At 65.8% G+C, this 14,801-nt stretch carries 16 protein-coding genes; 13 read left to right on the forward strand and 3 right to left on the reverse strand.

The window, feature by feature from the left end; genetic code table 11:
- Positions 1–66 precede the first annotated feature (66 nt).
- Complete coding sequence (locus DBZ32_RS04685) at positions 67–750, reverse strand: hydrolase (RefSeq protein WP_119165920.1); 684 nt, start codon at positions 748–750, stop codon at positions 67–69.
- Between the two features lie 177 nt (positions 751–927).
- Here DBZ32_RS04685 and DBZ32_RS04690 point away from each other — a divergent pair, with 177 nt between their 5' ends.
- The 9 genes from DBZ32_RS04690 (at position 928) to pqqE (ending at position 9,151) form a co-directional block, all read left to right on the forward strand.
- On the forward strand, positions 928–1,857 hold the full coding sequence (locus DBZ32_RS04690; RefSeq protein WP_119165921.1) for a LysR substrate-binding domain-containing protein: 930 nt from the start codon (positions 928–930) through the stop codon (positions 1,855–1,857).
- 96 nt (positions 1,858–1,953) lie between these two features.
- On the forward strand, positions 1,954–2,709 hold the full coding sequence (locus DBZ32_RS04695; protein WP_119165922.1) for an ATP-binding cassette domain-containing protein: 756 nt from the start codon (positions 1,954–1,956) through the stop codon (positions 2,707–2,709).
- 14 nt (positions 2,710–2,723) lie between these two features.
- Positions 2,724–3,530, forward strand: coding sequence for an ABC transporter permease (locus DBZ32_RS04700; RefSeq protein WP_119165923.1), 807 nt, complete (start codon positions 2,724–2,726; stop codon positions 3,528–3,530).
- 139 nt (positions 3,531–3,669) lie between these two features.
- Positions 3,670–5,805, forward strand: a complete 2,136-nt coding sequence (locus DBZ32_RS04705) for a PQQ-dependent dehydrogenase, methanol/ethanol family (RefSeq protein ID WP_119165924.1) — start codon at positions 3,670–3,672, stop codon at positions 5,803–5,805.
- A gap of 74 nt (positions 5,806–5,879) precedes the next feature.
- A complete protein-coding gene (gene pqqA / locus DBZ32_RS04710) occupies positions 5,880–5,993 on the forward strand; it encodes a pyrroloquinoline quinone precursor peptide PqqA (protein ID WP_208539100.1) in 114 nt (37 codons plus the stop codon).
- 35 nt (positions 5,994–6,028) lie between these two features.
- Positions 6,029–6,940, forward strand: coding sequence for a pyrroloquinoline quinone biosynthesis protein PqqB (gene pqqB, locus DBZ32_RS04715; protein WP_119165925.1), 912 nt, complete (start codon positions 6,029–6,031; stop codon positions 6,938–6,940).
- Positions 6,937–7,671 carry a pyrroloquinoline-quinone synthase PqqC gene (gene pqqC / locus DBZ32_RS04720; protein WP_119165926.1) on the forward strand — a complete coding sequence of 245 codons (735 nt, stop codon included), beginning with the start codon at positions 6,937–6,939 and terminating at the stop codon, positions 7,669–7,671. Before pqqB ends, pqqC begins: the two co-directional genes overlap by 4 nt.
- Positions 7,668–7,991, forward strand: a complete 324-nt coding sequence (gene pqqD / locus DBZ32_RS04725; protein ID WP_119165927.1) for a pyrroloquinoline quinone biosynthesis peptide chaperone PqqD — start codon at positions 7,668–7,670, stop codon at positions 7,989–7,991. Before pqqC ends, pqqD begins: the two co-directional genes overlap by 4 nt.
- On the forward strand, positions 7,988–9,151 hold the full coding sequence (pqqE, locus tag DBZ32_RS04730; protein ID WP_119165928.1) for a pyrroloquinoline quinone biosynthesis protein PqqE: 1,164 nt from the start codon (positions 7,988–7,990) through the stop codon (positions 9,149–9,151). The genes pqqD and pqqE overlap by 4 nt, the downstream gene beginning before the upstream one ends.
- Before the next feature lie 25 nt (positions 9,152–9,176).
- On the opposite strand, the gene DBZ32_RS04735 is transcribed toward pqqE, so the two are convergent.
- Entirely contained in the window at positions 9,177–10,187 is a 1,011-nt protein-coding gene (locus DBZ32_RS04735; RefSeq protein ID WP_162906563.1) for a hypothetical protein, read from the reverse strand.
- A 115-nt stretch (positions 10,188–10,302) separates the two neighbouring features.
- Positions 10,303–11,208, reverse strand: a complete 906-nt coding sequence (locus tag DBZ32_RS04740; RefSeq protein ID WP_162906564.1) for a LysR family transcriptional regulator — start codon at positions 11,206–11,208, stop codon at positions 10,303–10,305.
- Between the two features lie 160 nt (positions 11,209–11,368).
- Here DBZ32_RS04740 and DBZ32_RS04745 point away from each other — a divergent pair, with 160 nt between their 5' ends.
- The 4 genes from DBZ32_RS04745 to DBZ32_RS04760 are packed head-to-tail and all read left to right on the forward strand — an operon-like array spanning position 11,369 to position 14,792.
- Complete coding sequence (locus tag DBZ32_RS04745; RefSeq protein ID WP_162906565.1) at positions 11,369–12,205, forward strand: transporter substrate-binding domain-containing protein; 837 nt, start codon at positions 11,369–11,371, stop codon at positions 12,203–12,205.
- Between the two features lie 21 nt (positions 12,206–12,226).
- Positions 12,227–12,895, forward strand: a complete 669-nt coding sequence (locus DBZ32_RS04750; RefSeq protein WP_119165932.1) for an amino acid ABC transporter permease — start codon at positions 12,227–12,229, stop codon at positions 12,893–12,895.
- A complete protein-coding gene (locus DBZ32_RS04755; protein WP_119165933.1) occupies positions 12,892–13,572 on the forward strand; it encodes an amino acid ABC transporter permease in 681 nt (226 codons plus the stop codon). Before DBZ32_RS04750 ends, DBZ32_RS04755 begins: the two co-directional genes overlap by 4 nt.
- Before the next feature lie 14 nt (positions 13,573–13,586).
- The gene (locus DBZ32_RS04760; protein ID WP_119166357.1) at positions 13,587–14,792 is read left to right on the forward strand and encodes a hydantoinase/carbamoylase family amidase; all 1,206 of its coding nucleotides are present in this window, start codon (positions 13,587–13,589) and stop codon (positions 14,790–14,792) included.
- Positions 14,793–14,801 lie beyond the last annotated feature (9 nt).

Below are 14,801 nucleotides of genomic sequence, written 5' to 3' on the forward strand. Positions count from 1 at the left end.
CCGACCTTCGCCCAGGACGCAATCCGCCGCCTCCGAGAGAAGCGGCGGACCGCGCAACGGGTTGAATCAGAGCCCAGTCATGGGAATCGGAGGATGACCCGTGAGACCCACGCCGTTGCGAACCTCGTCGGCATTCGCCGCGACACCGAGGAAGTTGTTCATGGCCGCATAGTATTGGCCGACATGTTCGCTGAGCAGCCGCCCTATGTGCGGCCCGTTCTCCTGTGTGTTGGAGGCAAGTTCGGCCAGCACCGCGACCCAGGTGGTCACGATCGCGCCGGCCGCCGCGAGACGCTGGGTCGTTACCTCGGTGATCAAAGGGTTGAAGTCGGCGCAAGCGTCGATCACCACGTAGACCTCGTAGCCCTCGCGCAGGGCCGAGATCGCCGGGAAGGCAGCGCAGACCTCGGTGGCGAGACCGGAGATCACGAGCTTCTTGCGGCCCGTCGCCTCCACCGCGGCGCGGGAAGCGTCGTCCTTCCAGAAATTGACGAAAGGCCGGTCGATCACCTCGACCCCGGGAAAAATCGCCTTAAGCTCCGGCATGGTCGGTCCGTTCGGGCCCTGCGGCCAGCTCGTCCCCATGATGACCGGGATTCCAAAGGCCTTCGCGGTCTTGGCGTGACCGAGGATGTTGTTTTTGAGCTGTAGGGGCTCGATCGACGGAAGAAACTGCATCAGCCCCGCCTGATGGTCGATCATCAGGAACACGCAGTTGTCCGGGGTGAGGTCGGATTGCGGTAACGCCATAGCCTACTCCAGTCTTGGTGAATGCCCAGTCTTTGTGGAAGCCGTACGGATCGGGCCGGACGCAGGTCCTGCCCGGCGGCTGCCCCTGTTGCGGAGCAGCAGACGTTTCGGCAAGTTGTGTTGGATCGTTCAATGGATTAGTAGGTAGAAACGGTTTGAACTCTTGACGAAAATGGAATGATCATCGGCGACCTGCTGGATGCCCGCATTCTGGTCGAACTCAGGAATCGTCTGAGCTTTGCCGAAGCGGCGCGAAGCCTGAACCTGCCACCCGCAACGCTGAGCCGACGCGTGGCGCGCATCGAGGAGCAGGCCGGCCTGCGGTTGTTCGAGCGCACAACGCGCAGCGTGAGCGTGACCGCGGCGGGGACCGTCACGGTCGCCCATGCGGAACGCATGATCGCGGAGGCCGACGCCATCGCGGTTTCGCTCGACGCCTTGCGGGACACGCCGGTCGGGCGGGTTCGCGTGTCGGCGCCGGTCATCCTCGGCCAAACGCTACTGGGCCCCATCGTCGCGGAGTTCCTGCGGGCGAATCCCCGTTGCGACCTCACGCTCGACTTGGAGAACCGGCAGGTCGATCTGATCGAGGAGAACTTCGACGTCGCCATCCGCGTCGGTCATCCCGGCCATGGCGACTTGGTCGCCCGCGTGATCGGCCATGTGGAAGCCGCTCTCTACCGGGCTGCACGCAGCATCTCCGCCGACGGCCAAACCGGCGAGACGCCGACGCTCAAAAGCCTCGAGGGCGCAGCCTTCGGACTGCTGAGAAGCGACGACACGCGCCGACCCGAACTGACGCTTGTCACGCCGGAGGGAAAGCAGCACAGGCTGTCGGTCCTCCCCCAGTTGGTCTGTCTCAATCCGGACATCCTGCGCAATGCCGCCTTGGCAAGCGACCTGACCGTCGTACTGCCCCGCATGAGCGTGGAAAGCGATCTGAAACAAGGACGTCTCGAGCGCCTTGTTGCACCATGGCTCGCGGTCCGCACTCCGGTTCACGCCGTCTTCACCTCTCGGCGCCTGATGCGACCGGCGGTGCGGGCCTTCATCGAGCTCGCGACCGAACATCTCGGGCGCCGCCTGAAGCAGATCGAGGCGGCATGAGAGTCCGCAACCGCCTCGCTCTCGGCAGGCGTTGGAGGGCGAGATACCGACAGGATCCGGTTGACGGCGGCTCGACCACACTGGAAAGCTGCGATCATGGATCGTGACGAAGATGCGAGAGCACCGCTCTCAATGGAGGGCTTGGGGTTTTCCTACGGGTCGCGACATGTTCTGACCGATGTCAGTTTCGAGGTTCCAAAGGGCGAGGTTACGGTGCTGCTCGGCCCCAACGGCGCCGGCAAGACCACGCTGTTCGGGCTGATCACCGGGCTGCTGGCGCCTCAGGCCGGGCAGTTGCGGATCTTCGGGCGCAGCCGGGACCGGGACGGTGCGCAGGTGCTGGGCAAGCTCGGGATCGTCTTCCAGCAACCGACCCTCGACCTGGATCTCTCGGTCGCGCAGAACCTAGCCTACTTCGCCGGATTGCGCGGGCTGTCCGGCGCGCAGGCGAAAGACGGACTGCGCCGGGAACTCGAGCGCTTCGCGCTCTGGGAACGCCGCGACGATGCGGTCCGGCTGCTCAACGGCGGGCATCGGCGGCGGGTGGAGATCGCCCGCGCCTGCCTGGATGCCCCACCGATCCTGGTCCTCGACGAACCGACCGTGGGCCTGGACATCCCGACCCGCAGAGCCCTGGTCGCCGACCTGCATGCGCGCGCCCGCGAAGAGGGCACGGCGGTCCTCTGGGCCACCCACCTGGTGGACGAGGTCTGGCCGGGCGACCGGCTGGTGGTGCTGCATGAGGGTGAGGTCCGCGCGACCGGCATCTTGGAGGAAATTCTGGCGAACACCGGACAGACCGAACTGGAGGCCGCCTTCGACAGGCTGACCGACGGCGAAAAAGCCGCGTGACGGGGGGAGATGGCATGACGGTGGCGCACGCCCTGCGCGCCCTGCGCGCCCTGCTGCTGCGCGAGCTGCTGCGCTTCGTGCAACAACGCGGCCGTTTCTTCGCGGCCTTGGTGCGCCCGCTGCTCTGGCTCCTGATCTTCGGCGCCGGATTCCGCGCCGCCATCGACCTGCCGGTTCTGGCCCCCTATGGCGAGATCGTGCCCTACGAGCTCTACATCGTGCCCGGCCTGATCGGCATGGTGCAGCTCTTCAACGGCATGCAGTCCTCCCTCTCGATGGTCTACGACCGCGAGATGGGCTCCATGCGCGTGCTGCTGACCACGCCGTTGCCCCGTCCCTTCCTGCTGACCGGCAAGATCCTGGCGGGCGTCGCGGTCTCCATGGTGCAGGTCTATGCCTTCCTGCTGATCGCCGCCCTCTTCGGCATCCGCTTTCCGCTGTCGGGCTATCTGGCCCTGATCCCGGCTCTCATCGCGACCGGTGTGTTGCTGGGCGCGCTCGGGCTGCTGCTCTCGTCCCTGGTTCGTCAACTGGAGAACTTCGCGGGGATCATGAACTTCGTCATCTTCCCCGCCTTCTTCCTCTCCTCGGCGCTCTATCCCATCGAAACCATGCGCGCCTCCAGCAACGTCATCGCCCTGCTCTGCGCCCTCAACCCCTTCACCTTTGCGGTCGAGCTGCTGCGCTTCGCGCTGCATCTGCAAATCGACGGCCTGGCCTTGGCCGTGGTGCTCGTTACCGGCCTCGCGACGCTGGCGGCCGCCTTCTGGAGCTACGATCCGGCGCGCTGGCAGAAGCGCGGCGGACCACCCGGCGGCTGAAGAAGACGGAAAGGCGACAGCCGGCTGGCGCTTTTCGACCGCAGATGTAAATCTACTCCTCTTAGCTCCGGAAAAACGGAGCAGGAGCGGCAGCAAGCCGCCGGTCGCGGACGGCCGATCCAGACCTGGGAGGAGAGTCATGGCGAGAGCAACCTTTGCCGTCGCGGGACAGCCGGCGGTGCCATTCGGACAGAGGCGTAACCTGCTGGCGGTCGGCGTGATTTCGGCGCTCTTTCTCGGCGCGCCGAGCAGCGAGGCCGCCGAGGTGACTCCGGTCGACGGTGCGCGGATCCTGGCGGCCGACCAGGAGCCGGGAAACTGGTTGACCCACGGCAGGACCTATTCGGAGCAGCGCTTCAGCCCACTCGATCAGATCAACGTCGAGACCGTCGGAGAGCTCGGCCTGGCCTGGTATGTCGACAAACCGGAACGCCGGGGGATCGAGGCCACGCCGCTGGTGATCGACGGGCGTATGTACACCACCTCGGCCTGGTCCATCGTCTACGCTCTCGACGCCAAGACCGGCAATGAACTCTGGCGCTTCGACCCCGAGGTTCCCAAGGAGTGGGGCAAACGCGCCTGCTGCGACGTGGTCAACCGCGGCGTCGCCGCCTGGGACGAGAAGGTTTACGTCGGCACCATCGACGGACGGCTGATCGCGCTCGACGCCGAGAGCGGGGCCGTGGTCTGGGACGTCAACACCATCGACCGTCGCAAGCCTTACACAATCACGGGCGCGCCGCGGGTCATCGACGGCAAGGTGATCATCGGCAACGGCGGGGCCGAGCTGGGCGTGCGGGGCTATGTCTCCGCCTACGACGCCGTGACGGGTGAGATGGCCTGGCGCTTCCACACCGTGCCGGGCAACCCGGCCGACGGTTTCGAGAATGCGACCATGGAGATGGCCGCCGAAACCTGGACGGGAGAGTGGTGGAGCTACGGCGGCGGCGGCACCGTCTGGGATTCCATGGCCTACGACGCCGAACTGAACCTGCTCTACATCGGCGTCGGCAACGGCTCGCCTTGGAATCGCGACATCCGCAGCCCCGAGGGCGGCGACAACTACTTCCTGTCCTCCATCGTCGCCCTGCGGCCCGATACCGGCGAGTACGTCTGGCACTACCAGACCACGCCAGGCGATACCTGGGACTACACCGCGACGCAGCACATCATGCTGCTCGACCTGGAGATCGACGGCGAAGAGCGCAAGACGCTGGTGCAGGCGCCGAAGAACGGCTTCTTCTACGTGATCGACCGAGAGACCGGCGCGTTCATCTCGGCCAACAACTTCGTACCGGTGAACTGGGCGACCCACATCGACCCGGAGACAGGCCGCCCGGTGGAGACCGAGCAGGCCCGCTATCCAGATCCGGACCAGCCGCAGTTCATCGTCCCCTCGCCCTTCGGCGGGCACAACTGGCACCCCATGGCCTACAGCCCGCGCACAGGCCTAGTCTACCTGCCGGCACAGGAGATGCCCTTCGTCTACGGCCGCGATCCGGGATTCGAGTTCAAACTCGGCGAATGGAACCTGGGGGTGAACTTCGCCCACGGCTCGATCCCCGAAGACCCCCAGGCGGCCAGCGAGGTGATCCCGCTGCTCAAGGGCCGGCTGCTGGCCTGGGACCCCGTCGCGAACGAAGAAGTCTTCCGGATCGAGCATCCGGGCCCCTGGAACGGCGGCGTGCTGGCGACGGCCGGGGACCTGGTGTTCCAGGGCACGCCCGGCGGCAGCTTCGCGGCCTACCATGCGGCGACCGGCGAAGAACTCTGGTCGATGCAGGCGCAGACGGGGGTCGTTTCGGGCCCCGTGACCTACGAGGTCGATGGCGAGCAGTACGTCACCGTCACGGTCGGCTGGGGCACCGTCTTCGGCCTGATCGCGCCGGGCGAACAACGGCCGGTCAGTCGCGTGCTGACCTTCAGGATCGGCGGCACCGCGCAACTGCCGGAGCCCGAGATTGCCGCCGAGGATTGGCCCGAGCCGCCGCCGGTGACCGGCAGCGAAGCGCAGATCGCCGAGGGCCGGCAGCTCTACCTGGCGCGCTGCTTCATGTGCCACGGCGACGCCGCCATGTCGGGCGGCGTACTGCCCGACCTGCGCAAGATCCCCGAGGCCAGTCACGCCGTCTGGGACCAAGTGGTGCTGGACGGCGCGCTGGCCGGTCGCGGCATGCCCGGCTTCAGCCACTTGCTGAGCGCCCCGGACTCCGCCGCGATCCAGCAGTACGTCATTCAACGTGCGCATGACACACGCGTCGTGGCGGAACAGTAGGAGCCGAAGATCGCGATAGCGTTGCGCTTGGCTTCGGCCCACCCAGATAGTATTGTTAGGCGTATAAGCCTTTCATGGGCCAACCAGTAAAACACTTCGGGAGGATAGATATGACGTGGAATGCACCCCGCATCGAAGAGATCTGCATCGGCATGGAGATCAACGGCTACTTCCCGGCCGAGTTCTAAGTCGGGTGTCACGATAGCCTCGGGCGGCTCCCGGCATGAGTCGCCTTCGCGTTATCGTTCTCGGATCGGCGGCCGGCGGCGGTTACCCGCAGTGGAATTGCAGGGGTGCCGTCAGCGCGTTGTTTTGGGATGGCGATACGCGTGTCGAGGAGCGCAGTCAGTCCTCGATCGCCGTGTCTTCGGACGGTGAGAACTGGGCCTTGCTGAACTGCTCGCCGGACATTCGGCAGCAGATCATCAGTACACCGGCCCTACAGCCGAAACAGCCACCGCGGCATACGCCGCTCGCCAGCATCCTTTTGACCAACGGCGATATCGATCATGTCGCCGGGCTTCTGACGCTGCGCGAACGACAGGCGTTCCGGCTCCTGGCGACACCGGGGATACTAGAGGTGTTGAACGACAATCGGATCTTCGACGCTCTCGACCGCGATCTGGTGCCGCGTCAGCCTGTCGCCTTGGGCGAAACCATCCCCCTGGTCGGCGAGGTGGTCGCCGAGATCTTTCCGGTCCCCGGCAAGGTTCCGCTCTACATGGAAAAGGGCGAACCGGAGATCGGCGCCGAAAGCGAGACGACGGTCGGCGTGAAGATCTCTGTCCCGGACGGCCCGAAGCTCTTCTACATTCCGGGCTGTGCCCATGTGCCGGCGCCCCTGAAGGCACGTATCGCGGGCGCGGACCTGCTGCTCTTCGATGGCACGCTCTGGCAGGACGACGAAATGCGGCGCGCCGGCGTCGGCCAGAAAACCGGTCACCGCATGGGCCACATTTCGATGTCGGGATCCGATGGGAGCATCGCCGCCTTCCGCGACGTCGATCTGAAACGCCGCGCCTTCATCCATATCAACAACACCAATCCGGTACTGGTGCGGGACTCACCGGAGCGGCGGGAGGCGGAAGCCGCGGGCTGGGATATCACCTACGACGGCATGGAGATCGCGCTGTGAGCAGCCTCTTGAGCAGGGAGCAACTGGAAGCGGCCCTGCGCAGGATCGGCGATGAGCGCTATCACCACCTCCATCCCTTTCATCACCGGCTCAACGGCGGCAAGCTAACCAAGGGTCAGGTTCAGGCCTGGGCCCTCAACCGCTACTACTACCAGAGAATGATTCCGCTGAAGGATGCGGCCATCGTGTCGCGCATGGACGAGGCGGCGCTACGGCGCGAGTGGCGCCAGCGCATCATCGACCACGACGGAATGTCGGACGCGGACGGCGGACTTCGCCGCTGGCTGGCGTTAACCGACGGGCTGGGCCTGGACCGCGACTACGTCACCTCGACCGAGGGCGTGCTGCCGGCCACCAAGTTCGCGGTCGAGGCCTATCTGCATTTCGTCCGTGAGAAGAGTGTTCTGGAGGCCATCGCTTCCTCCTTGACCGAGCTCTTCTCGCCGGTCGCCATCGGGGCGCGGGTACGCGGCATGCTGGAGAACTACGACTACATCACGCCCGAAATCCTCGCCTACTTCGACAAACGGCCCGAGCAGGCGACGCGCGATTCCGACTTCGCCCTGGCCTACGTGCTGGACAACGCACGCCGTCCGGACCAACAGCAGGACGCGCTGCGCGCGCTGACCTTCAAGTGCAATGTGCTCTGGGCACAACTCGACGCGCTGCATCACGCCTATGTCGAGCCCGGGATCGCACCGCCCGGCGCCTTCCGGCCGGAGGAAGAATGACGGGAAACCCAAGCGCCACGCCCCCGACCGGCCCTGCGCAGACCGGCCCGACCGCAACCAGCGTTCCCAGCCTGCCCCGGGGTGTCCGTCTTCGCTACGACGAAGCACGCGAACAGTGGCTGCTGATGGGACCCGAACGCTTGTTCAAGCTCGACGCGATTTCGTTGGAGATCCTGCGGCGCTGCGACGGCGAAAACGATCTTGCCGCCATCGTCGAAGACCTGGCACGCAGCTTCGGAGCAGAGGCGGCAGCGGTGGAGACGGACGTTCAAACCTTCCTGACCGATCTCGCGAACCGCGGCATGGTGATACTGAAATGAACCAGATCGAAGCCGATATCTCCGCAAGGGAGTCAGAAGTAGACGCGCCCGCGTCCAAGGTCTCCGAACCCGAAATCCCCGCGCCGCTGGGTCTGCTGGCGGAGTTGACCCACCGCTGCCCGCTGCATTGTCCCTATTGCTCCAATCCCGTCGAACTGGAGCGGCGCTCGGGAGAGCTGGATACCGCGACCTGGAAGCGGGTCTTCAGCGAAGCCGCCGCCCTCGGCGTGCTGCAGGTGCATCTGTCCGGCGGCGAGCCGACCGCACGGCGCGACCTGGAGCAGATCGTTACCCACTGCGCCGAGGTCGGGCTCTACAGCAACCTGATCACCGCCGGCATCAACCTGGCGCGCGCGCGGCTGGAGACGCTGGCCGACTGCGGCCTGGACCACGTCCAGCTCTCCGTGCAAGCGCCCGAAGCGGCCGGCAACGACAAAATCGCCGGCTTGAAGGGCGCCTTTGCGCATAAGCTGGAACTGGCCGGCCACGTCCGCGATCTCGGACTTCCGCTGACCCTCAACTGCGTGATCCACCGCCACAACATCGACGAGCTCGACAAGCTGCTCGAGCTCGCGCTGACGCTTGGCGCCCACCGGCTGGAAATCGCCCACGCCCAGTATTACGGCTGGGCCCTGCGGAACCGGGCCGCCCTCATGCCGCGGCGCACCCAGGTCGAGGCGGCCATGGAAACGCTCGAGCGCGCCCGCGCCGAACACAAGGGCCGCCTGGTGATCGACGCCGTGGTGCCGGACTACTACGCCCGCCTGCCCAAACCCTGCATGGGCGGCTGGGGGCGCCGATCCCTCAACGTCACACCCAGCGGCAAAGTGCTGCCCTGCCACGCGGCCGAAACCCTGCCCGGCCTCGCCTTCGACAACGTGCGGGACCTACCTTTGGCCGACATCTGGTACGGGGGCGCCGCCTTCAATGCCTACCGCGGCACCGACTGGATGCCTGAGCCTTGCCAGTCCTGCGAACGGCGCGAAATCGACTGGGGTGGCTGCCGCTGCCAGGCGCTGGCGCTCACCGGCGAAGCCGCCAACACCGACCCGGCCTGCCACAAGTCGCCGAACCACGCGCAGATCCTGGCACTCGCCGAGGCCGACGCCGGCAAAGACGCGGACTTCGCCTATCGCGGCTTCTCGACGGTCAAGACCTGATCCGAAGACGCCCGGCCCTACCCCCTCACACCCGCACAAGGGGTTGGTGGGCGCAGCGGAACGAGCCGCCGGCCATGCAGGGAACCCGATAGGGACTTCGAATAACCTCGAAGCGTCGCTGCGCGAGCGCTTGCGCGATCGGATCGAGCGCATCCTCCGAGGGGACGACCACGGTTCGGTCGTCGAGAACGAGGTTGTTGCAGGCCATATGCGCCTTGGCCATCGCCTTCGGCACCTCGACCACATCCCAGTCCTTCATGAAGTCAGGCAGCCCCTTGGGAAGCGCCTCCAGGCTGGCCACGGCCACGCCCTCCCGGGGCGTCATCAGCACGCAGTCCAGATGCGGGAACATCGGGTCGATATCGACTGTCCGCACCTCGTAGTCGGGTCCGAGCGCATGCTGCAGCCAACGCGCACCCTCCGGATTGCTGCAACCGCCTGAGTGGCCGACCAGGATCTGTCGGCCGAGCACGAAGACGTCACCGCCTTCCAGGTAGCCCCAGCCAGGCCCTTCGTTGGAGTCGTCGGCGCCGCCGTCGGGCTGGGCGAAGTAGCGTGCGCCGCGCTCCATGGTCTGCGCGAGGATCTCACGGATCGCGAAGCGCTGACGGCGATGGAACAGACTGCGCGGTGCCAGCTCGATCACGTTGTTCCCGATGGTGACGAAGGGGTCGCGCATCCAGGGGGTCGCGACGCCGTGTTCCTCGCCACGGGGAAACTTGCGGTTGGCCGGGCTGATCTCGCCGGCGACATGAACCCGTACACCGAGGCGCTCCAGCAAATCGATCGCACCGCGTACCTGTCCGCTGAATTCCGCGAAAAGCTCCGGGTCCGCCTCCTTGACATCGCGGCCCTGGTTCTTCGTCCAAAACTCCGCGAAGGGTCCCTGGGCGCGCAGTTTCACGTCGCTCAGAAAGACCGGCAGAACCCAAGCGTCCGGCGAGCCGTAGACGCACTCCCGCAACGCCGCCCACTCGGACTCCACATAGATCGCCTGCTGGGCCGCCACCGGCGGCCGCGCCATCGCTTCTGTCATCGGGTTCCTCCGCATCGATGTTTCGGCGCAGTCTAGCCGGTGGCCCGAGAGGCAACAGACTGAAGGACGCAAGCGCGTTTGCAGGAACCGGAAAGAGAAGCCGTTAGACTCTCATTCAACCGCCGAAGCGGTCGAGCAGCGCGACGATAGCCCGGCGATTGGTCGCGTCGCGCCGGTAGACGAAGTAGAACTGAACCCGTAGCGGCGTGTGCGGTGTCGGAATCTCGACCAAGCCGTCCGTCTCCGCCGACTTGACGAAGTGGACCGGCAGAAGAGCGCAACCGACCCCCGCCAGAACGGCCGCCAGGATGGATTCCAAGTTGCTGCCGCGTCCGGCCACCTGCAAGTCGTAGCGCCGCTCGAACTCCTGGAAGACGTCCGTGCGATAGTCGCGGGAGATGTAGGGAACGGACGCCTCCTTGCCGGACTGCGACGATGCCAGGGCGGCACGTGTCGCCTTCAGGTAGGGCGACTGGCGGCTCATGTAGAGGCGATGCTGTTCGAAGAAGGCCGGCTTGTACTCCAGCGGCGCAAGCCACTCCGGCTGCCCGGTCACGCCGACGTCGATGCGGCGTTCGCGCACCTGGACGTCGATCATCGGATCGGTGTGAACGCTCACGTTGATCAGCATGTCCGGGAAAACCCGGTGCATCTGCGCAAGCGCAGCGACGACGCCCGCGTCAGGATTGGTGACCACGTTGTCGATGACGCCGAGATTGAAGCCGCCGCCAAGCGTCTGGCGGGTACTCTGGATCGTCTGTTCGAAAGACTGAAGCTCCGAGAACAGGCGGATCGCCGCCCTGTGCACGTCCTCGCCCTGCGGCGTCAAGGAGAAGCCGGAGCGTCCGCGCCGGCAGAGCTGAATGCCGATGCGCTTTTCCAAGGCGGAGAGATCGCGGCTGACCGTCGAGAGGCTTGCGCCCAGGCGGTAGGCCGCAGCCGAAACGCCACCATGTTCGACCACCGCCAGGAAGATACGCAGGTGGCGCAGGTCATAGTTCGAAAGCGCAAAAGCCGCCACCCAATTCACTCACTTGCACGTCTAAGCAAGTAAGCTAACAACCTTGCTCCTTCTTCCGCAACCAACCCGGCAGTAGCGTCAAGGCAATAGCGTCAAGACTGGGATCAAAAAACGCCGGGTCATGGACGACCGGACGGCAGGGTACGACAAGGGGGACAGAATGAACCGAAAGCTTCTGACACTTGCGATCTGCGGAGCGCTCATGGTCTCGCCGGCGCTCGCCGGCGAGACCCTGGACCGCATCAAGGCGAGCGGCAAGATGACGGTCGCCACCGAAGCCGCATTCAAACCCTTCGAGTATGTCGAAGACGGCGAGATCGTCGGGTTCGGCTCCGACCTTCTCGCGGAATTCGCGCAGGATCTCGGGGTCGAAGTCGAGCAGCTCGATCTGCCCTTCCAGGGAATTCTGGCCGGATTGGCCGCCGGCCAGTACGACCTGGTCGCGACGTCCGTAGCACCGAACCCGGAACGCGCGAAGAGCTACGCCTTCTCGCGGCCCTTCGCGACCATCGAGAACGCGGTCGTGACCCTGGCCGACGATCAGAGAGTCGAGGAGCTGGCCGATCTGGAAGGCTTGCTGGTCGGCTCTCAGCTCGGCAGTTCGACCGAAGCCGTCGCGCGCGACATGGACGAACGGCTGAAGGCGGAGGGCGGCAGCGGGTTCGAAGACCTACGTCTCTACCAGACCTTTCCCGACACGGCCTTCGCTCTGCGGTCCGGCCAGATCGACGCCATCGTGATCGGCACGACCACGGCGGGGGAATTCATGAATGCCTCGCCGGACACCTTCCGCGTTGCCATGAGCTACGGCGATCCGGTCTATTTGACCTGGGTGGTCCGTCCGGAAGACACTGGACTGCTCGCCGCGCTCGACCAGACCATCACCCGCTTGGTGGAGAGCGGACAGCTCCATGAGATGCAGAAGAAATGGGTCGGCGTCACCTCGGAGAGCCCCGAGACCGGCTATCTGCCCGAAGGCGCGATCCAGCTGCAGTAGGCAGCCAACCTCGCGACGTCGATGAACGCGGCCGTGGAGATCGTCGAGACCGTCCCGCTTTTGCTGGACGGTCTCGTCATCACGATGGCCATCTGCGCCCTGGCCACGCTTTTCGCCGTCATCGTCTCCGTCTTGGTTCTCATGGCTCGCCGGTCGGGTCTCCGTTGGCTGTCCTGGACCGCAATCGGCTACGTCTCCTTCATGCGGGGCTTGCCGATCGTCATCCTCATCTTCCTACTGTATTTCGGACTTCCCGCGCTCCTAGGCCTTGGGCGGATCTCCGCCTTCTGGATCGGCGTGCTCGCGCTCGGCATGAACGGCGCCGCTTTTCTCTCGGAAGTGCTGCGCGGCGCGATCGCACGCCTGCCGTCCGGTCAAACGGAAGCGGCCTGGGCGCTCGGCCTCGGCCGGGTCAAGACCTGGCGCCTCGTTCTGGTCCCGCAGCTTCTGCCAATCGCGCTGCCGGCCCTGGCCGGCGAGGTAGGCTTCCTGATCAAGGCGTCGCCCGTCCTGTCTCTCATCACCGTGGTCGACCTGACGCGGCGCTCGCAGCAGGTCACGATGCAGACCTTCGACCCGCTGATACCCCTGCTTGCGGCCGCCCTGCTCTACTTCCTCCTGATCGGATCGATCTCCCTCTTCGCGCGGTGGCTCGAACAGCGCCTGGCGAAGCTGATCGCCGGCCGATGATCGAACTGATAACCGACTATGGCGACGAGATACTGGCCGGCCTGCTCGGCACGCTGCTGATCGTCGGTCTCGGCTTCCTGCTCGGAACCCTTGGCGGCGCTCTTCTGGTGGTACCGCTGGTCGCGAAGTCCCAGCTCCTGCGGTGGCCGGCGCGCTGCTATGTCGAATTGATCCGCAACACGCCGTTTCTGATTCAGGCCATGCTGCTTTTCGCCCTGTTCGGCGTGCTGCGGCTGCGCCTGGACCCCATGGCAGTCGGGACGCTATCGGTGGCGATCTACACCGCCGCCTACATGGCCGAGATTTTGCGCGGCGCGCTGCATTCCGTGCCGTCGGGTCAGAGCGACGCGGCCCGCGCCCTGGGGCTGCGGCCGGTCCTGCAGTTTCGGCTTGTCATCCTGCCCCAGCTCCTGCCCTTCGCCTTGCCGGCGGGCGTCAACCTTCTGGCCACGGTCGCGAAGGAGTCGGCCTTCCTCTCGGCCGTTTCGGTCGCGGAACTGACCTTTGCCGGCCAGGTCGTTATTGCCCAGACCTTCCGCGTGTTCGAGATCTGGGCGATCGTCGGCACGCTCTATCTTCTGCTGGTCCTCTCCGTCCTGGCCGCCGCCCGACAATTGGAGCGACGGATGCGCTGGACGGGAAGCGGAGAAAAGATGCATGACCGGACCCTTGCATGAAGAAGGAAAGATCCATGACGACAATTCGCATCGATTCCGAGCGCCTGCTCGCCGACCTCGATAAACTACGGACCTTCGGACGCTGCGGAACCGGCGTGGTACGACCCGCCTACTCCGAGGCGGAACTGGACGCGCGGCGCTGGCTGGCCGAGCGTATCGCCGAAGCGGGGCTCGAGGTCGCCGTCGATCCGGTCGGCAATCTCTTCGGTCTGCCGCCGGGCGACGACGCCTGCATCCTGATCGGTTCGCATTCCGACAGCCAACCGGAGGGCGGCTGGCTCGACGGCGCCTACGGCGTGATCGCGGGTTTGGAGGTGGCGCGGGCCAGCCTGGAAGCCGATGGACCGCGAATCGCCGTCGTCTCCTTTCAGGACGAGGAAGGACGCTTCACGACCCTAACCGGAAGCAGCGTCTGGGCCGGGCAGCTGACACTGGCGCAAGCCCAGCGCCTGACCGACGACGAAGGCATCAGCCTGGCCGAGGCCTGCCGTCAGCCTGAGGGACTACCCGCCCCGGCGGATGTGGCGCCGGAACGCTTTCGCTCCTTCCTGGAGATTCACATCGAGCAGGGACCGGTCCTGGATACCGCCGGCGAGCGGATCGGCGTGGTCGAGAACATCGTCGGCATCCGCAGCGAACGCCTGCGCTTCACCGGCCAGCAGAACCACGCCGGGACCACGCCGATGCACCTGCGCCGCGATCCGGTCCAGGGTCTCGTGCGCTACGTGAACGACCTCAACGCGCGCTTTGCCGAAATCGTGACGCCGGCCACCGTCTGGACCGTCGGTCACGTCGCGGTGCATCCGAACGCGCCCTCCATCGTCCCAGGACAGGTGGATTGCACCGTGCAGTGGCGGGACGCAGATACCACGCGGCTGGACCGCATGACGGAGATCGTACGCGAAACCGCGTCGGAGATCGCCTCGTCCATCGGGCTGGAACTGGAGCGCTCGGGCTACGCCACCATCGCACCGACCCACTGCGACCCGGCCCTGGTCGAAACGTTGGCGGAGGCCGCCGAGGCGGTGGCCCCCGGCGCCTGGCGCCGCATGCCTTCGGGCGCGCTGCACGACGCCGCGAATGCCTCCTACCGGATGCCCATGGCCATGCTCTTCGTACCCTCCAAGCGCGGCATCAGCCATAGTTTCGAGGAAGACACCGAGCGCGCCGACTTGGTGCTGGGCGTGGAGGTCTTGGCCAAGGCGGCGGCAAGCTTGTGAAAACGAGAG

Origin of the sequence: Algihabitans albus, assembly GCF_003572205.1 — a bacterium.
GTDB lineage: Bacteria > Pseudomonadota > Alphaproteobacteria > Kiloniellales > DSM-21159 > Algihabitans > Algihabitans albus.